Genomic DNA, 19,355 nt, shown 5'->3' on the forward strand with positions numbered 1-19,355 from the left:
AAATTTCAATGCTCAAGCAACAAGCATATTTATCTAATTACGATTTTACTCTATTCTGCTAACTATCATTGATGAGCAAACCCTTGTAGGAGAGTGGATGCCCCAACACGCGATTAACTCTCAAAACAGCACCAACGCTAAGCCAGCCCTCAGCCGCTTATCGCTCAGAATTCTTGTCTACATCATTTTGGTAAGCACCATCTTTGCCATTTTGAGCACCTTGGTACAATTACGCTTCGATTACCAACAAGATCTATCCGTCATTGAAGAAACAGCTATAAAAATTGAATCTAGCTTAGCGCAACCCATGGCTGCAAGCCTTTGGAATTTAGACGAGCAACAATTAGAAATCCAAGTTGAAGGTTTATTATCGCTGGCAACGGTGCAATCGGTGCAAGTACGAGAGCTCATCGACGGTAACGGTGTACCGATTTTATTGCGCGGCGATATTAACGCGCCGCAACAAACTAAGAAAAGCTTTGAGCTTATTTATCAAGGGCAACCGGTTGGGGAACTCATTATTGGAAGCTCTTTACACTCAGTTATTGAGCGTATTAAAAGTAAGGCTTGGATCTCACTACTGACGCAAATTATCCAGACTTTATGCCTTAGCATTGCAATTCTTTTGATTATTTATTTTTCGCTGATTCGCCACCTTAATCGCATTGTCGAACACACTCGCAGTTTAGATTTAGATAAAAGTGCGCCAGGCTTAAAACTACAACGCCCTGCCTTTTCTAGCCGCAAAGATGAGCTCGACTCCTTAGTTGAAACGCTGGATCAAATGCATCAACGAATTCATAGCGAACTCAGAGCCAATCAAGCAACCAACATAGCCTTACAAGCAGAGCGCGATTTTGTTAAAACCGTCATTGATTCTAGTAATGCAGTCATCATCACTCTAGATAAGAAATTCAAAATCAAAGATGTTAATCCTAGCGGTGTTTTACTAACAGGATTTACGCAAGACGAAATGCGCGGCCAAAATTGGATCAGCTTATTTGTAGACCATGAACAGCGTAATATCATTGAGCCCTTACTAGCCAGTGGTAAAAACTTACAAGATATCGAACTAAACCTCACAGATCTTCAAGGGAGACAACAGACTTTACTATGGAGTTTTGCCTTGGTATACGAGCACGAACGCGTTAAATCAATCGTCGCTTTTGGTCACGAAATTACCAGTATTAGAAGTAGCCAGCAGCAAGTGTTGGAACTTAACGAACAACTGGAAGCTAAGGTTAGCCAACGGACCCAGCGTTTAGAAGAACGAAACCGCCTATTAGCCTCCACACTAGAAGAACTAAAAGACACCCAAGAGTCACTAATAGCTGCAGAAAAACAAGCTAGTTTTAACCAGTTGTTCCAAATATTCAGTCGCGAGCTCAATTTACCCATTGCATCAGCACTTAGCGATGCACAGGACTTAAGACTGCGTTGTGAAAAAATATCTGAGCAAGTAACCATAACGGATGCTGCTGAGACTTTAGACCAGCAACAGCAACAACATCTGCATCTTGAATCACAGCTTGAAAGACTGGCGCACGTCACTAGCAATTTCAAGCAATTAGTCGTAGATGATGAGCAACGTATCGCCTATGCATTTAGTATCAATGACAACATCCAGCAACTACTGCATAGCATGCATGATCGCCTCGAAAATCAGCATGTCAGCTGTCATATTAAATGCGATCCTCAACTTGAAATTCACAGTTATCCAGCAGCATTTTCTCAAATATTTTCAAATTTAATTAGCAACTCACTGGTTCATGGCTTTGATCAATGGTCTGGTGAGCGGCGTATCGATATCCAAATTAGTACTTATCGCAGCCATTTACGCGTCATATATCAAGACAGCGGTAAAGGGATTGAGCCGACGATGGCGGCGACACTTTTCTCAGCTAGCCCGAGCTCAGCCCAGGCGAGCGCTAATGGCTTGGGTTGCCATATTATCGCCTCCTTAGTGCGTCAACTCTTGGGCGGGGAGATATCCATCGACCTCAGCGAAGGTCCCGGTAGCCGCATAAAAATTGTGCTGCCACTCGAAGAAAACAAAAAGAATTTGATTTAGGGCAAATAACCCCCATCTTTTAACCAATTATCCAGATCAACTAGGAAGCAGACTCATGCAACAATTCGACTATATTTGTATCGGCGCAGGTAGCGGCGGGATCGCTTCAGCGAATCGCGCATCTCGTCATGGTAAAAAAGTTCTTCTTATCGAAGCTAAGCAAGTCGGTGGCACCTGTGTGAACGTGGGTTGCGTTCCTAAAAAGGCGATGTGGTTTGGCGCGCAAGTCGCAGAAGCGATTAACCTTTATGCTGCAGATTACGGATTTGATGTCACATTAAACAAGTTTGATTGGGCAACTTTAGTTGCCAGTCGCGAAGCCTATATTAAGCGTATCCACGGTTCTTACGACACGGTTCTTGCCAAAAATGGGATCACGGTTGTGAACGGTTTTGCCAGCTTTGTCGACCGTAATACTGTTGAGGTAAATGGCGAGCACTATAGCGCTGAACACATTCTCGTAGCCACTGGAGGTCGCCCGAGTATTCCGGCAATTCCCGGCGCTGAACTTGGCATAGACTCAAACGGATTTTTCGCTCTTGACCACCAGCCGAAACGAGTTGTTGTTATCGGTGCTGGTTACATTGCCGTTGAACTTGCTGGTGTTTTACACTCTCTAGGCAGTGAGACCCACTTAGCTGTGCGAAAACATGCGCCGCTGCGTAATTTTGATCCTATGCTGAGTGAAACCTTAGTTGAGTTGATGGAACAAGATGGTCCTACTTTGCACACCCACAGCACACCGGAATCGGTAACCAAGCAAGCTGACGGAAGCTTATTACTACGCTTTGAAAACGGAAAGGAGCTTGAAGTAGACAGTCTCATTTGGGCCATTGGACGTGAGCCAGCTAACGACAAAATAGGCTTAGATAAAATTGGCGTAACTTGTGACGAACGTGGTTACATTAAGGTTGATGAGTACTCTAATACCAGCGTACCGGGTGTCTATGCTCTTGGCGACAACATTGGTAAAATTGAGCTGACTCCGGTAGCGGTTAAAGCCGGTCGTTTACTTTCGGAACGTCTGTTTAACGGACAAACCCATGCCAAAATGGACTACGATCTCGTTCCAACGGTCGTCTTTAGTCATCCCGCGATTGGTACCATTGGCCTTACCGAACCTGAAGCAATTGAGCAGTATGGTAAGGACAATATTACGGTTTACAATTCTACGTTTGGAGCGATGTACACCGCGGTTACCTCGCATCGCCAAATCACACGCATGAAACTAATTTGTGCTGGCGATAATGAAAAAGTAGTTGGTTTACACGGTATTGGCCTTGGTATGGACGAAATTCTGCAAGGCTTTGGAGTGGCGATGAAGATGGGCGCAACTAAAGCAGACTTTGATGCTTGCGTCGCGATTCACCCAACTTCGGCAGAGGAATTTGTAACGCTGTCGTAATTGCTAAATATTGTCAAAAGGCCAAAAACATTACGTTTCTGGCCTTATTTAGGTTTATTTACGTCGCAAAGTATCCTAAGAACATCTGAACAGCATCTTCAATAATCACTTCGCTTTGCTCGGCATTTGGTGAGTCTAAACGAGCTAATAACTGCGGCCAGAATGCATTAGACTTTAGCAAGCCTAAAAACATCGTTGCCGCATAGTTGGCTTCAACTGGTCTCAAGCGACCATCTTCGCATGCTGATTTCATCCACTTCTCAAGACTAGACTCCATCACTTCAATACGTGACATCACTCGCTCAGAAAGCTCTGGAGAGCGAATTGACTCGGCCAACATGACACGAACTAACTCACGATGCTGTCGATTACTTAACATCAACAACTCTTTATGAGCAAAATCGCGTAATTGTGGCGCTAACGCTTTTGTCGCGTGATAATCGAATTCAGTCGCTTTTGCACTATGCTTAAACAAGCGCCCTGCAATCTCTTCAAATAAGGCGTCTTTACTCTCAAAATGATTGTAGACCGTGCGCTTGCTAACTTCAGCAGCCTTACTAATAGCATCCATACTCGCGGCTTGAAATCCCTTAGATTGGAACTCAGATAGCGCTGCTTGAACCACAGCTTCGCGTTTTCGCTGGCTTAAAGTGCGTAGTTCTGACTGCGGTATTGCGATAGGACTTAGAGATGTCATGTGTCATTCCAAACTAAATTTTAATTTATTTTACACTAATGAGTTTACTTTTGTAAAACAGAATGTAAACTACACCGTATAGTTTACTTATGGTTGTCTACATGAATATCAAACACATCAGCATTAGCGGAGTCATCATGGTCCTTTTAAGCGCTTGTAATAATACCCCCGAAAAAACCAAAACGGCGATCGAAGCCTCCGCACAATACTCTGATGGCGTGTTCATCAATAAAAAATCAGATGCATCTACGTTTTCCCTTAAAGATAGCTGGAACAGCGCCAAACGATTTTTATTTGAAAAAGACCCAGAAAGCAGCCCTGAAACACAAATCCCGGTTAAAGCGATGAGTCAACAAAGCTTGGAAGCGGAGCGCAAGCTTGGCGATGCATTATATAGAATCGGCCATTCCAGTTTGCTGCTGAACTTAGATCAAGAATTCTATTTGATTGACCCTGTGTTTGGCGAGCGCGCCTCTCCGGTGTCCTTTGCAGGCCCTAAACGTTTCCATGCTACTCCACTCACAATCGATCAATTGCCAGAAATCAAAGCTGTCATCATTTCTCACGATCATTATGACCACTTAGATAAATCAAGCATAAAGGCGCTTGCAGACAAAGTAGAGACCTTCATAGTCCCACTAAATGTAGGCAAACACCTACGCAAATGGGGTGTGGATAGTGCTAACGTTGTAGAACTTGACTGGTGGCAAAGCATTCAAGTTGAGTCAACCAATACCATCTTAACCGCTACCCCTGCGCAACACTTTTCAGGACGGACCCTAAGCGACAAGAACGAAACCTTGTGGGCATCATGGGTCATCCAAAGCAAACATCGAAAAATATTTTTTAGCGGTGACAGTGGCTACTTTGAAGGATTTAAAGAAATTGGAGAACGCTTAGGTCCCTTCGATTTGAGCCTCATGGAAAACGGCGCTTATGATCAAGCTTGGGAAGGTGTTCACATGACACCTGAACAAAGCGTTCAAGCCCATATTGATCTACAAGCTGGCGCATTGCTACCCATCCACAACTCTACATTTGATTTAGCCTTACATGCGTGGCACGAACCGCTAAATCGCATCGAAAAGCTAACTCACGCGCTAAATATTCCTTTAGTCACGCCGACTATCGGATCGCGCCTAGCTTTAGAACCTCTAACCCCAACCCAGGCTTGGTGGAAATCGTTGCAAACTCAACAAAGTGCTAAACACCTAGATACAGTAGCGACAGCACTTTAATACCAATACTTTGGGCTGACGAAAGCTGGCCCAGCTCGTTATCAGTAAATTCGAATCCAAGGATGTACAAAATGAAACACGTTGCATTAATCACCGGTACTTCAACAGGCTTAGGCTTAGAATTGGCCTTACTAATGGCGCAACAAAATTGGACGGTTTACGCCTCGATGCGTGATACCACCAAAGCTGACCCGCGTTTAATTGAATCAGCTAACATCAATGTAGTCAGTCTTGATGTTAGCCAATCCACTAGTGTAATCAGTTGCATTGAAACTATTGTTAGCGCAGAAGGGCAACTAGACCTGCTGGTCAATAACGCAGGAGCTGGATTTGTACGTACGACAGAACAAGCAACCGAAGAAGAAGTTGAATGGGTTTTGGATGTAAATTTCAAAGGAATTGTTCGTACTACCAAAGCAGTTTTGCCACAAATGCGAGCCCAAAACAGCGGCCATATCATTAACATCGGCTCGGTTGGGGGGCTTGTTGGTCAACCTTTTAATGAGATTTATTGCGCGGCTAAGTTTGCGGTTGAAGGTTACACCGAATCAATGGCTAGTTATATAAGCCCAAGCTTTGGCATTCACTTTACAGTGGTTGAGCCAGGCGGGATTCAAAGTGAATTTGCCAATAGCGCACTGCGCCAATTTCAAGATGGTGGCGGTATGAAAGCAGATGCTTATCAGAGCATTTTAGAAAACTATATCGGTAATGCACAAAAACGTGCTGCAACCGATGGGCACGCTGTTTATCAAACCGCACTTGAAGTAGCGCAAGTGGTTGCTAAAATTGCAAGCCTCGAACAACCGCCGATCCGAATCCGAACCTCGGAATGGGCCGAAGACCTTTGCAAGTTCAAAACCCAAGCCGATCCCGATGGTAAGCGCATGCAAGCAGAAATCTTTGAGCGTTTTCTGAAATAAAAACATTAGGGCTGCGTGGACACGCTGCCCTAATACTCATGAACAAGTGAAAACTGAGTCACTTACCTAGCTAGTTTTAAATTGAGATAACATCGCTTTTAATTGCTGAGCTTGGTTTAGTGAACGCTGAGCTACAGCTGTAGTCTGCGCTGATAGCTCACTATTACTTCTCGTTTTATCTGCCAGTTCAACCAAGTTGCGATCAATATCTTCCGTTACATGGCTTTGCTCTTCTGTAGACGTCGCAGTTGACGCACTAACTTCAGCAACACTTGAGCTATATTCGAGAATTTGAGCCAGCGATAGCTGAGTCTTATCCGCGAGCTCTACTGTCATTTCTGCTGCAGAACTGCCAAGTGCAATCGAGTCAACGGCTTCAGTCACGCGGTTTTGCAAGGTTTCAATCATCTTTTGAATATCTTCGGTAGATTGTTGAGTTTTGCTAGCCAAATTTCGTACTTCATCGGCAACCACTGCAAAACCACGCCCTTGCTCTCCCGCTCGCGCCGCTTCAATAGCAGCATTTAACGCAAGTAAGTTGGTTTGTTCCGCGATACCTCTAATTACATCCAATACCGAAGCAATACTATTAGAATCCTCAGATAAACGCTGAATTACTTTAGAGGCTGCAGCTACAGTCTCGGACAAGGATTCGATTTGTTGCTTTGATTGTAGGGTAACCTGCTGGCTTTGTTCAGCCTGCAAATTCACTTGGTTTATTTCTTCAGCAGTATGACTGGCGTTATTGGCAACTTCTCGAATCGCAACGCTCATTTCATTGACCGCCGTCGCAACCAATTCAACCGATTTACTTTGCTCTTGACCTATATCAGCACTTTGACGCGTTGAGCTATTTAGGTCACCCATGGACATCTCTAAGGTACTTGATTGGTCACTTATAGATTTAATCAAGGTCTCTAGCTTTGCTACAAAGGCATCAAAGCTATTGGATAGTTTGCCTATTTCATCTTCGCGGGTGGACGCTATACGTAGCGTTAGATCGCCATCGCCGCTGGCGATTTCATCAATACGGGTCTGCACTAAATCTAAGGCCCGAACCATTAAGGTTGGTCCAAAATACGCCACAATAATGGAGAAGCCTATAGAAATTAGGGTGACAATAACCATAATCGTCTTGTTCTCGGAAATGTTTTCCATTGCTTTGACATTTACTTGATCAGCAAACACTTCAACAATTTCAGTCCGAGTATCATAGTGTTCTCTTAGCGTTTCGAAAAGCGGCTCTACCGTAGCTTGAGTGTACGCAATCGCTTGCGCGGTTCCTTCCTTTTTAACTTTGGTAAATACTAGCCTCGAAGCCTGTTCCCATCGCTCAAAGTCTCTGCGAAATGATGTTGTTTCCGAAGCATTAAGTTGTTCGGCAAACAAACGCTCAAAAAGATTCATTAAATTCTTAGCTTGCCTTGCGTTTCCTTCATAATTGTTAACTTTTTGAGATAGTTCGGACGAATTAGGATCGATGATAAGTGCCTGAAGTAAAGCTTGCTGCGCCTGGTATAAATCTCGGTCTCCATTTAGAACCGCTTCAAGTGCTGGTAAGATTTTTTGGTTTACTGAGTTCAATTCAGATTCTGTTTTACTTCCCATTCTAAAACCTAGACTGGCAACCACAATGAGCATTAAACCCATCACCGCAAGCGATACTGTCATCTGAAATTTAATACTATTTCGCATTCAAGGGATCCTGTTGTGAGTCTTAGCGTAAACGTTTAATTCAATCGTGGGCACACTATCGGGCAGTTCATGCTAATGTCCTACACATTTGTTAACTATATTCAATATTCGAGTTCATCGGCATTTTCAGCTAAACTTCGCGCACAACGATAGGTGAGGACAAGTAATGGCCATTCAGTGGTATCCCGGGCATATGCATAAAGCCCAAAAAGAGATCGGCGAAATTATGCCTGGCGTTGACGTGATTATCGAAGTACTTGATGCTCGCATCCCGTACAGCAGCGAAAACCCGATGGTATCGAGTCTTCGAGGTGACAAACCCTGTATTAAAGTGCTTAACAAAAGTGACTTGGCGGATCCAGAGCTGACTCAAGCCTGGCAAGCTCATTTGGAAAAAGAGCGTGGCATCAAAACGTTTGCAATTAGCTGTGCCCAACAACCACAAATGGCTAGTCAATTACTAAAGCTAGTGCGTCAAACAGTGCCCAATAAAGGTAGCGCAGATAAACAGATTAACGCTTTAATTTGTGGTATTCCCAATGTTGGAAAATCGACGCTAATCAATATCCTTGCGGGCCGCATTGTGGCTAAAACCGGTAATGAGCCAGCCGTTACCAAAGCTCAACAACGAATTCGCTTAGATGGGCATATAGTACTGCGTGACACTCCGGGCATGCTTTGGCCCAAGTTCGATAATGAAGCCAGCGGCTACCGATTAGCAGTAACAGGGGCAGTTAAAGACACTGCTATCAGTCATGATGAAGTTGCGGCCTTTGCTGCAGAGTACCTACTGTTGGCCTACCCGACACTCATTAAAGAACGCTACGGGTTTGAGAGTTTGCCTGAGTCTGAAATTGAACTGCTCGAAGAAATAGGAAGAAAACGGGGTTGTTTAGTGCGCGGCGGACATATTGATTTCACCAAAGTATCGACAATTGTACTTAATGAATTAAGGGATGCGACCTTAGGCCGAATTACGCTTGAAAGTCCCGAGATGGCTGTTGCTGAACAAGCTGCCGTGGACATCATGTTGGCAGAGAAAGCTGCCGATCCTAATAAACAAAAGCGCCGTAAAAGACCGCGTCGTTACTAGCGTTTATCTGACATTAAAACCAGTCGTTTGGAATTGGGGCTGGATCTCCAAATAGGTCGCTATCGCGATTCAAAAGCTTTAGGCAGATAGCCTGCGTTTTAGCTGCATCGAGCAAATAGCAAGCAGCGTCACCAAACTCAAATTGCTTAAGTGCGCCATGCTTGTATAAGGCTGGTGCAAGCTTCACATAGTGCCTGGATACGTCTTTTACTGGAGCTTGATGGCGTTGCATAAGCACTTGCCGGCGATAAGCTTGCGACTCAATTACTAAGTGCAAAGGATTTCCTAACCGATTGGGTACATTGGCTTTTTCTTCTAGGCTATGTATAAATGTATTACTACTCAAAGTGCAGCCAATAAAGGCGATCTGCGCCTGCATATTAGCGAGCTCCCCCCAACACCCTTTGGGCGGACAAGGGCTTTGAGCCTGATCGTCAAGCGCAAGATATTCCTCAGCACCTTTGCCGATAGCACATACACTATGGGTAGGGTGCTTTGAGCGTTGAACCCCACTGCGCTGGCGAAACAACTCTGAAAGCAAACCCACACATGAAGGCTCGCTTTGCACCTTGAAAACACCACCAGGATTGCTTTCGTCGAGCCAACTATGACTAGGGAAGATGAGTAAACCAGGATTCGACTGTTCGACATTAAGGTGGTCACAAAATGTATCTAGTACCGTTTGCGGGCCACCATCAACATGTCCAATGGCTTTCATTGAAGAATGAACAAGTAGAGGCCGCTGCGTATCAATACTAGCGGCCTTTAACTGAGATTGTAGGCTTTGGTGAATATGGGTCATTATGAACAGCAGTATAGTTTGGTAGCTATACTGCTAAAGATACTCTAAGGAGCGACTAAAAACGCAATTGCATCTTTAATTTCATCTTCGCTACAATCCATACACGTTCCTTTAGCCGGCATCATACCCTTTGCGCCGGTAAAACCATTCCAAGCGTGGTCAAATAAGGTATCTTCGCCTTGAGCTAGGCGAGCATCCCACTCAGCTGTATCGCCTTTTTTCGGAGCACCGGCTGCGCCAGTTCCATGGCATGCGAAACAGAAGCTCTGATAAACACTTGCACCATCACGCGGACCTGTATCAGCACTCGCTGTTGGTGCTTTGTTAACATCTATTTCACCATCGAGATAAACCTGACCAACAGGTGTAATACGATCAGCGATTGCAGCATCGCTCATGTCCGCAGCAAAAAGACTAGAACTCATCGCCATGAGGGCTGCGACAACGATGGTTTTGACAACAACGGCTTTGTGGATCAGCTTCACTAGGGGTCTCTCCTGAATATTATTATGTTTTTAGATTGTTATCTAAGTAGGTACATCCTTGATATCTGGCAGTATACCCTGTCATCAACGTCGTTCCAATCCTGCTAATATTTTTAGCCATGGCAAATTCAAATCACCAAGCGCTGCAAAATTTGGATTAATCAAACTTTCACGTTGATTATAGCTAAGTGGTTGCATGCTTAAATCTTGTAAATCACCGCCTGCCTCGCGCAAAATAATCTGCGGCGCAGCTGTATCCCACTCTCCAGTTGGACCTAAGCGTACATAGACGTCAGCTTTACCTTCAGCCACTAAACAGCTTTTCAAACTCGCACTGCCTAAAGGGGTAAATCGATAATCAAATTCAGGATCGAGTCCTGAATGCAGTATGGCAAGTTTTTGTACCCGACTAACCGCAATATGAACTTGAGCAGGATGCTGATGATGCTGCTGAACGGTTATCGCCTTGGTACCGCCGGAGTCGCGCTTAAATGCGCCATTTCCTTTAACTGCGAAATAACAAACATCTTGCATTGGACCATAAACCACACCTAGAACAGGCTCACCATCTACAATCAACGCTAATTCACTAGCAAAATCACCGGAGCGTGCTACAAATTCTTGAGTGCCATCGAGTGGATCAACAATCCAATAACTCGACCACTGTTTTCGCTTTTCATACGCAATGTCAGCATCTTCTTCTGAGAGGATTGGAATCTCAGGACTTAAACGTTTGAGCGCCGCTATAATTTGATGATGAGCGGCAATATCGGCACTCGTAACCAAGGTATCATCGGCCTTGGTTTCAGATTGATAGCTATTTTCCAAATAGATCGCTTTTATGAGACGTCCAGCGTCTTGACATATCGTTATCGCTGGCTCTAATAGTTGGTCAATATTAGGCATCCGTATCTCCTTGTTCGAAGCGTAACTTACGCTCTAACATCAATAAGGCAGCGACACTACGAGCCTCTTTAAATTGAGGGTTTAGTAATAGTGTATCAATTTGTGCCAATGGGACCCTCACTTGATCCAATGGCTCAGGTTCATCACCTTCTAGCTGACTTGGGCTTAAGTCCCGGCCCAAGTATATCGACATAGAGCTAGTAAAATAACTTGGGGCAACACTTAAGTCACACAACAAATCCAAACGACCGGCCTTATAGCCTATTTCTTCTTGTAACTCGCGATTAGCAGCATCAAGAGGGGCTTCGCCAAGGTCAACTAAGCCTTTAGGAAATCCTAGTTCGTAGCGTTCGCTGCCTGCGGCGTATTCGCTAATCAAGATTAGCTCATCGTTTTCATCCAGAGGTAATACCATAACCCCGCCACGTCCACCTCCTTTGAGGCGTTCGTAGACGCGTTGCTCACCATTGCTAAACTCAAGATCCAAGGCTTCAATTTGAAAAAATCGACTTTGGGCAACAGTATGACTGCGATGGATCTTTGGTGGTCCGCGACGCATAACACTCAATAACCTTATTTTATGTTTACAACATTGTTACACTGCCAAGCCTAAACTGACAAGAAAAAGCGCATCTACATGTTTGACTGGCAACAAATAGACACTGTCTTACTCGATATGGACGGCACCTTACTCGACCTCCACTACGACAACTATTTTTGGTTGCAGCATTTGCCAGCTTGTTATGCCAAGGCACACGCAATCAGCCATGCACAAGCTGAAGCCGTCCTTTACCAGCACTATCAAGCTGTTGCTGGTAGCTTGGATTGGTATTGTCTTGATCATTGGAGCCAAGTGACTCAGCTCGATGTGAGAGCGCTTAAATCAAGCCCTGAGCTTAGTGCCCGTATTGCTTGGAGAGCCGATTCCAAGGATTTTTTGTCAAAATTATCGCAGCTAGGGATCCAGCGAGTATTGTTAACCAATTGCCATCCCGATGGCCTGGAACTAAAAATTCAACAAACAGCTATTGATACTCATTTAGATCGAATGTTTTCGACCCATCAATTTGGATACCCAAAAGAAGCAGCTGAGCTTTGGAGCGCACTGCAAAAATCCTACCCCTTCGATCCTAGTCGTTGTCTATTTGTTGACGATAATGAGCACCTGCTAGATGCTGCGTCAAACTTTGGCATTGCATATACCCTAGGTATTAAAACTCCAGATAGCCAAAACCAAAGCAAAGTTTTTGAGCGCCACCGCGCTGTAGATTTATATAACGAACTATTTGACCCAGTTTCACCACATTAATGGGCCACTATCATTAAAACGATAATAGCCACGCGCATCTGCTTGCCCTATATACGGCAGTAAATCGTGATACTGCTTATCAAGACCGGCACCAGCTTTAAGTTTACCACTGCTAAGCCATTGCGAGGACGAAACCAAAATCTCTGCTTCTAAGTCAAGCTTAGAGTCATTATGCTTAATTTCCAAACTCAGCTGTTGTTGGTCACAGCTTATCTGACCAACAACATTTTCAAATTCGAGTACGCCAAGCGGACTGGCAATCTGTGGTCCTCGCCAGGTAAATTCAGTAATCGTTTGCTGGCAGGACTCGGTCCAGTCAAGCAGCCTTATCTGTAGCTCCAAAAGTCCATCAACGCTCACAGGTAGCATAAGCGCAACGGTGTCGTTTAAGCGTTGTGCAGGTAAGTAAACATTCACATCAGTTAATTGCCAACCATACAATGATTTAGCGACTATACCCTCACCTCCTCCGAGCCGTCCGTTTCCAACTTGGACATGATATGCCCAGCGCCCTTTTAACAAGTCGCCAGCCAACCATTGCCAATGGATCGGACCTAACTCTTGCCCCGCATAGGCTAAGCTCTTAACGCTACCTTCCCATAAACTTCCCTTTGCTTGTTTCCAAGCTAAGGGAGTTGAGTTTGGTGTCCATGCCAAAACAGCGCTAACCGGCAATAGTTTTATAAATCCCCAGATGGCAATCGAGACTAGCAAACAAGCCCATACTATTGGCTTAAGCACCTTGCTCACTGAGACTCTCCTAGTTTCAAACGCCGAACTTTTACCCACGCGCTACGCTGTTCAATTTCTTCGACTTCTAGGAGTAGTGTGCTAACACCATGGTTCTTTTTTAGTTGTTCCAACCAAGTAAGTAAGGATTCAAATCGAACCGCATCAATCCACAACTCAACTTGATTTTCCTTGGGTAGTAAACGAGTGATAGTAATTGCATTGGCTCTTGCTGTGCTACTTACCAACTGGTTCAAATTGTCAAAGCTGCCGTCAGCTTGTTGCGGTGCTTGTTTTAAGCGATCTCGATTGTCCAAGGCCCAGTCCAATAGAACTTGCTGAGTTTGTAGGCGCTGACTCAGGTTTGCTTTTTGACTGCTCAATGGTTGCCAAATCCCCCAATATACCAAGGCAAAAAACGCGAACATTGAAGCAACAATAAGCAGTTGTTGCTCTCTTTTTTGCAGTTGTACCCACCACTGTTTCATTGGCGACTCCGTATGACTAAACTGCCTTGCACTTTATTTTTTCCTTGGCTCATTGCACCTTGTTCCACCTCAAAATCACTGGCGATCCTAGAAAATTTATCAAAGCTTTGATAGCTATCCGCTTGGGCTTGAACCCTGAGCTCGCCGCGTGATTGGTCAAAACGCAGTGAGCTTACGTCTAGATCCGGTACCTTTGCAAACGCCGGTTCTAAGGCAATTAGTATCTCAATGTCTGGGTTTAAACCACCGCTAGCCTGCTGAGCTAATACCCGTTTAAAATCACGTTGAATTTGGGAGTCTCTAAAGCGTCTTGCATTTGGAAACACCTCTTTATAAAGGTCGCGCAGCTGCTCAGTTGTTTGTTGGCTTTGCGCTTGCAGTTGCCTCAGTTCAAGGTATTGTTCCCCAACTAATAAGGCTAAACAGATACTCGCGGCAACGAGTACTTTTTTCCAATGTGCGAACGTCTCTCGCCAAGGATTTTCCGCTTCAAATTCGCCCTGAAGCAAACTGAATTGTTGTACTTGTAGGCCTTGCGCTAACACTTCAAGTGGGAGTTGCGGCTCCAAAGCATGAACTTCCCAGTCTTGCTCTAAACTAGGGCTCAGTTTCAGCGCATGATAGCTCTGTAGGCGCAAAGGCTGCGCAGCATCCTCTGTAGTTTCATCAACTATTTCGGAACCTGAATTGTCTGTAAGCTTAGTTTGGGCTGCAATAGCCGCCAGGACGAACTCAATTTGTTTCGTTTTAACCCCACAAAATAGCAGTTCGGGGCCACGTAGAAGCCATTCATCATCGATTCTTAAACCGGTATAGTTGTCCCCTTCTTGCTCAAGCAATAAGGCATCAGGAACGAGTTGACTAAGTTTAATTTCAAGCGTATTTAGTTGGTCTAATATTTGATTGATATACTGCTTTTGGCAGACCACAAATGACATGGTTGTTGCTTGGCGTTTTAATAAAGCAAAGTGCAGCTCTTCAGGGTCGTGCGCAAGCTCATCTTCTAACATGTAAGGAACTAATTTCCGCCATTTACGCTGTGCACTTTTGGCTAACTCTAGGCTAATGACACGGCATAATCTCGCAGGCATGAGTACAATAACTTGACGTTGTTTAGTTTTAGTTTGCAGTTCACTTAACTGTTCAATCTTGCACTGACCGCTAGAGATTAGCTTAGCCCCAAGATTGTCATAGACTACCCACATCACACTTGATTGCTTGCTTGCCGGCCAATGTAAGATCAAGGTTTCATTCACAATTGTATTCCTAATTGTCGTCGTAATATCTGCGCTTGCCCGTCTTGCATATAAATCAGTGCTGATTGCTCTTGTTGACTATTGTCGGACTGCGCGACTAAACGCAATTTAAAGTATTGGCTACTTAATCCTAGTAGAGTGTTAAAGTCTTCTCGGGCCAAAGAATGTCCCTTCGCTGATGCGAGTTCAACAAAGCTTTCGATACTCTCGTAACCTTCTCGCGGTCGATCATCTAACAAGCTTATAGCATCATCTTGACTTAAACTTGGATAAAACAAAGCCATCAATATCGGGCTTTGCTCAGCTTTTAACGTATTTACATTGATAACTAACTCAGTGATTGGAAGCGCACAGCTTAAGTGTTCGAGGAAGTGGTAAATGCTCTGCTGATAACCTTCAACTGCCCGCAATTCGCTTATTTCCAATAGCGCTTGATTGGCCGGAAGATAAGGTGGGGTTTTGGCTTCGTAAATTCCATCTTCGGCTCCAAGTTCTCGAGGTACTGTATCTTCGTCTAGCCAATCTTGAAGAGCTTGCAGTAGCTGACTAGCTTGATACTCATCAATATCTCCACTCATGAGTATGTTTTTAAATAACAGCTCTGTTGGGCTAAGCTCATCGGTCGCTTCAAACGTTTCATCGCCGCTGATCGTAGTTAATGCGTTTAGATTAAAACACGCTTGTGCATCAAGCACTTCGCCAGCAACTTGTATATCTTCAATTGGGAAAACTAAACCCTCGGTGGCCCAATACTGACCCAAGCTCACTTGTTCGTTATCCGATAAGTCTTGGGCCAATATTTTTAGTACAAATTGCTGCGCCCCTTCAAGATACCAGTAGAGCTTGCGATCTTCCTTTAGCAAGGAGACACGCGCAATTGAGGTTGAGGTTCGCTGCACAAATCCACTAGCGACAATAACCATCAGTGCGACAATAAGCATCACGGTAACCAATGCGGCACCGCGTTGTCGCTGCGCACTAATCATCACAAGCTTTCTACCTGAGTCGTAATATCATTAGCCATAAACACTCGTCTTAGCTTTCCTAAGTCTTTAAGTTGTATGTTAACTTCCAGCGCTTTTGGTAGCTTTGATTGTTCACTGTCAAATTTTTCCAACCACTGACCATCGTCCATAAAACGCAGTTCAAACGATTCAATTTCGCTCAATATTACTTGGGCTCTTCCCTCATCGCCAACGCTCGTATCCGCGTAGTAATAGTGGCGCCTAAGAAGACTGTCTTGCTGTTGTATATATTCAACTTTTTGCAATTGTGAACGAGGTAGCATTGCTTGAGGGTTACTCCAGCCACTGCGTAATATTTCCAAGCCGTAACTTTCACTATCGTTCTCAAATAAGCCCGCATTAAAAGAGCTTTGATGTTGCTCTCCATTTTGACGAATGCGACGATCAACTAATTGGTTAATATCTCGGCCAATGAGTACAAAGGCACGGTTCACCTCAGCCAATCGTTTAGCATGTACTTCTGCTTGTTTATCAGTATTCAAAACGCCTTGCAGCATCTGATAACTAGCTAGGCTCAAGAAACTGAAAATCGCAACAGCGACCATTAGTTCCACAAGGGTGAATCCATGCTGAATTTGGCGCATCTACGATCCGTCCCAAACATAGGTTTGCAGCTGGGCAATTGGATTATCGCGTTTATTTAGCAGATTTTCGCTTTCGTAGACGAATACACGTAACGCTAAAAATTCGGGATCGGACGTCGCCACGCGCTCCCAACGCCAAAAAAAGGTCTGTTGTGCAACTTGTTCTGTGCCTTTATCACCAGCGGCGCTACGCCAGTCTTGGGTAAGTACCAAATCGGCCATTTGATTGTCAGCAACCCACAAGGCATAGGTATTTTGCTCTAGCATTTGTAGCGAACGCAGATGCCCTGATGCACTTTGCGCGATAGTCACGCCTGCTATCGCAAGAATTGCCATCGCGACCATCACCTCGAGCAAGGTCATTCCCTGTTGATGTTTAAGTCCACGACTTGGCACATTCAACGTTTTCATTTAATAGGCTCAAGTTGATGCTGGCCAAGATCATCAACACTTATACGCCAGTGTTGTTGCTCATCTCTGGCATGCAACACAAAGGGTGTCACTTCTCCACCGGGAGAAATCAACACTTGGGGGCTAAGCTCTTGGGTTTGCTCGGTGACAAAGTCACGCTCGAATATACGTTGACTAGCAACACCAAAATCTCCGCTAGCTAGTGTATCGCTACTAAGTCGTAAATCTTCACCTTGATCGAATCCGTCTAGTTGTAACTCCAGTTCCAAGGCTTCAAAAGTTTGCGGTAACAAAGGCTTTTGGTCAACGATACTCCAGCGCCACGTAATCTTGTCTTCGATGTTTAAAACTAGCCAGTGAATCTGCTGAGCATTGACGTGCATCCCTATCGGACGACCACTGATTAAGGCTTGCTCTTGCGCGTAAGTGAGTACTGTAGAAAATTGTTGTAGTTGGCGTTCACTATCTTGCTGCGTTGGTACAATACGAACCGCAACGGCTGTTGCTAGTAGGCCCATGATTAGTGCTACTAGCATCACTTCCATTAAGGTGAATCCTCGCGCCGTCGCGTTTATCATGGTCTATTTAAAAATCCATATCCCAGTTCCCTAAGTCGTCCTCTGTGCCTTCTTCACCGTCCGGCCCCATTGAAAACACATCAATTTTCCCATTTTCGCCGGGACTAATTAGAATGTAATCGTTACCCCAAGGATCTTGCTGTAAGCGACGTAGATAGCCATCTTCAGGATAACGTCGCGGAAGCGGCTCAATGGTAGGTTTTTCAACCAAAGCTTCTAGACCTTGTTCGGTTGTAGGATAACGGTCATTAGCCAAGCGATATAAATCCAATTGATTTTCAAAGCTCACTAAATCTGATTTAACTTTCTGACGGTTTGCGACATCCTTATTACCCATTAAGTTTGGCACGACCACACTGGCAAGTATGCCCAGAATGACCACCACAACCATCACTTCAAGCAAGGTAAATCCTAGTGTAGCTTGACGTTTATTCGCTGCTTTCATTACATCCCCATCAAATTATTAAGTTCTAAAATTGGTTGTAGAATTGCCATCACAATAAATAGGACTATACCTGCCATCGATACGATCAGCGCTGGTTCAAATACCCCTAACGCAATACTAACTTGTGCTTCAAATTGTTGATCTTGATTGTCAGCAGCACGATGGAGCATTTGTCCCAATTCCCCCGAGCGTTCTCCACTTGACACCATGTGCAACATCATCGGTGGAAACAAGTGAGTTGCGTCTAGAACTTGGTATAAACCACTACCTTCACGTACCTGTTCAGCTGCGGTCAACAATAAGCTTCGCATATGCATATTGCCAAGCACTTGGGCTGAAATGGCCATGCTTTCTAACAAAGGAACTGAACTGCTATTCAGGATACTTAGGGTTCGAGCATAACGGGCGGTATTCAACTGCCGACTCACTCGACCAATCACCGGTAAAAACAACACTCGCTTGTCCCAAGCCAACCGAAGCGGCGGGTTTAGCAACAAACGCTTTACTAATTGCTGCACAAAAACAACGACGATAAATAAAACGATGCCGTAACTTGCGATAAATTCAGATGTATTGATCAGGAGTTGAGTTGTCCATGGTAGTTGCTGTCCCATGTTGACAAACTGGCTAACAACTTTGGGCACCACTGACACCAATAACAATACCACCACCGCTATCGACACCAGGGTTAACACTGCAGGGTAGATAGTTGCTTGCAGCGTCTTTAAACGCAGAGCTTGACGCTGTTCGGTGTAATCGGCGAGACGTTCAAGTACCCCGTCTAAATGTCCAGACTTCTCTCCGGCGGCTACCATTGCACAGTACAAGTGGTTGAATACCCGAGGAAATTCCTGCATCGATTCAGCAAGGCTATGACCTTCTAGTACTTTTGAGCGCACAGCGACAATGACAGCTTGTAACTTTGGTTTTTCACACTGTTGGGAAACCGCTTCGATAGATTCTTCGATAGGTAATCCCGCGCTGATTAAGGTTGCCAGTTGGCGAGTAATTAATGCCAAGTCTGCGGCAGATACCGTTGTTTTTGAGCCGCCTTTAAGTTTATGTTTAGATTGTTGATTAACTAATTTGTAATCAAATATCTGTAAGCCTTGTTCTCTTAAGTGACTGCGCAAAAGCCTAGGTGTATCGGCTTCAAATACTCCTTTACAAGTTTTACCTTTAGCATCAATGGCTTGATATTCAAACGCAGGCACG

The 19,355-nt window shown here is 44.6% G+C and carries 21 protein-coding genes; 6 read left to right on the top strand and 15 right to left on the bottom strand.

All coding sequences use genetic code 11. From position 1 onward, the window contains the following. Positions 1-97: 97 nt before the first annotated feature. Positions 98-2,071, top strand: coding sequence for an ATP-binding protein (locus DBZ36_RS19140; RefSeq protein WP_120356592.1), 1,974 nt, complete (start codon positions 98-100; stop codon positions 2,069-2,071). A gap of 55 nt (positions 2,072-2,126) precedes the next feature. After that, positions 2,127-3,476: a glutathione-disulfide reductase gene (gene gorA, locus DBZ36_RS19145; protein ID WP_120356593.1), complete on the top strand. Its 1,350-nt coding sequence runs from the start codon at positions 2,127-2,129 to the stop codon at positions 3,474-3,476. A 58-nt stretch (positions 3,477-3,534) separates the two neighbouring features. On the opposite strand, the gene DBZ36_RS19150 is transcribed toward gorA, so the two are convergent. After that, entirely contained in the window at positions 3,535-4,173 is a 639-nt protein-coding gene (locus tag DBZ36_RS19150) for a TetR/AcrR family transcriptional regulator (RefSeq protein ID WP_120356594.1), read from the bottom strand. 101 nt (positions 4,174-4,274) lie between these two features. Here DBZ36_RS19150 and DBZ36_RS19155 point away from each other — a divergent pair, with 101 nt between their 5' ends. Further along, the gene (locus tag DBZ36_RS19155; RefSeq protein ID WP_199711929.1) at positions 4,275-5,411 is read left to right on the top strand and encodes an MBL fold metallo-hydrolase; all 1,137 of its coding nucleotides are present in this window, start codon (positions 4,275-4,277) and stop codon (positions 5,409-5,411) included. Positions 5,412-5,482: 71 nt separating this feature from the next. Continuing rightward, positions 5,483-6,334, top strand: coding sequence for an SDR family oxidoreductase (locus DBZ36_RS19160; protein WP_120356595.1), 852 nt, complete (start codon positions 5,483-5,485; stop codon positions 6,332-6,334). 66 nt (positions 6,335-6,400) lie between these two features. On the opposite strand, the gene DBZ36_RS19165 is transcribed toward DBZ36_RS19160, so the two are convergent. Continuing rightward, entirely contained in the window at positions 6,401-8,029 is a 1,629-nt protein-coding gene (locus DBZ36_RS19165; protein ID WP_120356596.1) for a methyl-accepting chemotaxis protein, read from the bottom strand. A gap of 166 nt (positions 8,030-8,195) precedes the next feature. On the opposite strand from DBZ36_RS19165, the gene ylqF reads away from it, so the two are divergent. Next, a complete protein-coding gene (gene ylqF / locus DBZ36_RS19170) occupies positions 8,196-9,122 on the top strand; it encodes a ribosome biogenesis GTPase YlqF (RefSeq protein WP_120356597.1) in 927 nt (308 codons plus the stop codon). Positions 9,123-9,135: 13 nt separating this feature from the next. Here the strand turns inward: ylqF and DBZ36_RS19175 are convergent, their stop codons facing one another. The 4 genes from DBZ36_RS19175 to nudE all read right to left on the bottom strand — a co-directional run bounded on the left by DBZ36_RS19175 (position 9,136) and on the right by nudE (position 11,874). Continuing rightward, positions 9,136-9,924, bottom strand: coding sequence for an AAC(3) family N-acetyltransferase (locus tag DBZ36_RS19175; protein WP_120356598.1), 789 nt, complete (start codon positions 9,922-9,924; stop codon positions 9,136-9,138). Between the two features lie 44 nt (positions 9,925-9,968). Beyond that, entirely contained in the window at positions 9,969-10,355 is a 387-nt protein-coding gene (locus DBZ36_RS19180; RefSeq protein ID WP_199711935.1) for a c-type cytochrome, read from the bottom strand. A 138-nt stretch (positions 10,356-10,493) separates the two neighbouring features. After that, positions 10,494-11,315: a 3'(2'),5'-bisphosphate nucleotidase CysQ gene (cysQ, locus tag DBZ36_RS19185; protein WP_120356599.1), complete on the bottom strand. Its 822-nt coding sequence runs from the start codon at positions 11,313-11,315 to the stop codon at positions 10,494-10,496. Further along, the gene (gene nudE, locus DBZ36_RS19190) at positions 11,308-11,874 is read right to left on the bottom strand and encodes an ADP compounds hydrolase NudE (protein ID WP_120356600.1); all 567 of its coding nucleotides are present in this window, start codon (positions 11,872-11,874) and stop codon (positions 11,308-11,310) included. The genes cysQ and nudE overlap by 8 nt, the downstream gene beginning before the upstream one ends. Positions 11,875-11,952: 78 nt before the next feature. On the opposite strand from nudE, the gene yrfG reads away from it, so the two are divergent. Next, positions 11,953-12,624, top strand: coding sequence for a GMP/IMP nucleotidase (yrfG, locus tag DBZ36_RS19195; RefSeq protein ID WP_120356601.1), 672 nt, complete (start codon positions 11,953-11,955; stop codon positions 12,622-12,624). Here the strand turns inward: yrfG and DBZ36_RS19200 are convergent. From DBZ36_RS19200 to gspF, 9 genes are read right to left on the bottom strand one after another with little or no spacing between them, the layout of a single operon-like run. Beyond that, positions 12,613-13,374, bottom strand: a complete 762-nt coding sequence (locus tag DBZ36_RS19200) for a type II secretion system protein N (protein ID WP_158589152.1) — start codon at positions 13,372-13,374, stop codon at positions 12,613-12,615. The two genes, yrfG and DBZ36_RS19200, sit on opposite strands and share 12 nt — an antisense overlap. Then, positions 13,371-13,841, bottom strand: coding sequence for a type II secretion system protein GspM (gspM, locus tag DBZ36_RS19205; protein ID WP_120356603.1), 471 nt, complete (start codon positions 13,839-13,841; stop codon positions 13,371-13,373). The genes DBZ36_RS19200 and gspM overlap by 4 nt, the downstream gene beginning before the upstream one ends. After that, positions 13,838-15,097 (bottom strand): type II secretion system protein GspL, encoded by a 1,260-nt coding sequence (gspL, locus tag DBZ36_RS19210; protein WP_120356604.1) that lies wholly within the window; start codon positions 15,095-15,097, stop codon positions 13,838-13,840. Before gspL ends, gspM begins: the two co-directional genes overlap by 4 nt. Next, positions 15,094-16,083, bottom strand: coding sequence for a type II secretion system minor pseudopilin GspK (gene gspK, locus DBZ36_RS19215; RefSeq protein ID WP_120356605.1), 990 nt, complete (start codon positions 16,081-16,083; stop codon positions 15,094-15,096). The genes gspL and gspK overlap by 4 nt, the downstream gene beginning before the upstream one ends. Beyond that, entirely contained in the window at positions 16,083-16,706 is a 624-nt protein-coding gene (gene gspJ, locus DBZ36_RS19220; protein ID WP_120356606.1) for a type II secretion system minor pseudopilin GspJ, read from the bottom strand. Before gspJ ends, gspK begins: the two co-directional genes overlap by 1 nt. After that, positions 16,707-17,117, bottom strand: a complete 411-nt coding sequence (gene gspI / locus DBZ36_RS19225) for a type II secretion system minor pseudopilin GspI (RefSeq protein ID WP_233558188.1) — start codon at positions 17,115-17,117, stop codon at positions 16,707-16,709. Further along, positions 17,114-17,695, bottom strand: coding sequence for a type II secretion system minor pseudopilin GspH (gene gspH / locus DBZ36_RS19230; RefSeq protein ID WP_120356607.1), 582 nt, complete (start codon positions 17,693-17,695; stop codon positions 17,114-17,116). The genes gspI and gspH overlap by 4 nt, the downstream gene beginning before the upstream one ends. A gap of 7 nt (positions 17,696-17,702) precedes the next feature. Further along, the gene (gene gspG / locus DBZ36_RS19235; protein ID WP_120356608.1) at positions 17,703-18,140 is read right to left on the bottom strand and encodes a type II secretion system major pseudopilin GspG; all 438 of its coding nucleotides are present in this window, start codon (positions 18,138-18,140) and stop codon (positions 17,703-17,705) included. After that, positions 18,140-19,354 carry a type II secretion system inner membrane protein GspF gene (gspF, locus tag DBZ36_RS19240; RefSeq protein ID WP_120356609.1) on the bottom strand — a complete coding sequence of 405 codons (1,215 nt, stop codon included), beginning with the start codon at positions 19,352-19,354 and terminating at the stop codon, positions 18,140-18,142. The genes gspG and gspF overlap by 1 nt, the downstream gene beginning before the upstream one ends. Position 19,355 lies beyond the last annotated feature (1 nt).

The organism is Alginatibacterium sediminis (assembly GCF_003610775.1).
Classification (GTDB): domain Bacteria; phylum Pseudomonadota; class Gammaproteobacteria; order Enterobacterales; family Celerinatantimonadaceae; genus Alginatibacterium; species Alginatibacterium sediminis.

Bases quoted from the DNA above. Each gene is read 5' to 3' on its own strand.
- DBZ36_RS19150 (WP_120356594.1), bottom strand. From the start codon at position 4,173: ATGACATCTCTAAGTCCTATCGCAATACCGCAGTCAGAACTACGCACT.
- gspG (WP_120356608.1), bottom strand. From the start codon at position 18,140: ATGAAAGCAGCGAATAAACGTCAAGCTACACTAGGATTTACCTTGCTT.
- DBZ36_RS19180 (WP_199711935.1), bottom strand. From the start codon at position 10,355: ATGGCGATGAGTTCTAGTCTTTTTGCTGCGGACATGAGCGATGCTGCA.
- yrfG (WP_120356601.1), top strand. From the start codon at position 11,953: ATGTTTGACTGGCAACAAATAGACACTGTCTTACTCGATATGGACGGC.
- nudE (WP_120356600.1), bottom strand. From the start codon at position 11,874: ATGCGTCGCGGACCACCAAAGATCCATCGCAGTCATACTGTTGCCCAA.
- ylqF (WP_120356597.1), top strand. From the start codon at position 8,196: ATGGCCATTCAGTGGTATCCCGGGCATATGCATAAAGCCCAAAAAGAG.
- DBZ36_RS19175 (WP_120356598.1), bottom strand. From the start codon at position 9,924: ATGACCCATATTCACCAAAGCCTACAATCTCAGTTAAAGGCCGCTAGT.
- gspI (WP_233558188.1), bottom strand. From the start codon at position 17,117: ATGAAAACGTTGAATGTGCCAAGTCGTGGACTTAAACATCAACAGGGA.
- gspJ (WP_120356606.1), bottom strand. From the start codon at position 16,706: ATGCGCCAAATTCAGCATGGATTCACCCTTGTGGAACTAATGGTCGCT.
- DBZ36_RS19165 (WP_120356596.1), bottom strand. From the start codon at position 8,029: ATGCGAAATAGTATTAAATTTCAGATGACAGTATCGCTTGCGGTGATG.
- DBZ36_RS19140 (WP_120356592.1), top strand. From the start codon at position 98: ATGCCCCAACACGCGATTAACTCTCAAAACAGCACCAACGCTAAGCCA.
- cysQ (WP_120356599.1), bottom strand. From the start codon at position 11,315: ATGCCTAATATTGACCAACTATTAGAGCCAGCGATAACGATATGTCAA.
- DBZ36_RS19155 (WP_199711929.1), top strand. From the start codon at position 4,275: ATGAATATCAAACACATCAGCATTAGCGGAGTCATCATGGTCCTTTTA.
- gspK (WP_120356605.1), bottom strand. From the start codon at position 16,083: ATGATTAGTGCGCAGCGACAACGCGGTGCCGCATTGGTTACCGTGATG.
- gorA (WP_120356593.1), top strand. From the start codon at position 2,127: ATGCAACAATTCGACTATATTTGTATCGGCGCAGGTAGCGGCGGGATC.
- gspM (WP_120356603.1), bottom strand. From the start codon at position 13,841: ATGAAACAGTGGTGGGTACAACTGCAAAAAAGAGAGCAACAACTGCTT.
- DBZ36_RS19160 (WP_120356595.1), top strand. From the start codon at position 5,483: ATGAAACACGTTGCATTAATCACCGGTACTTCAACAGGCTTAGGCTTA.
- gspH (WP_120356607.1), bottom strand. From the start codon at position 17,695: ATGATAAACGCGACGGCGCGAGGATTCACCTTAATGGAAGTGATGCTA.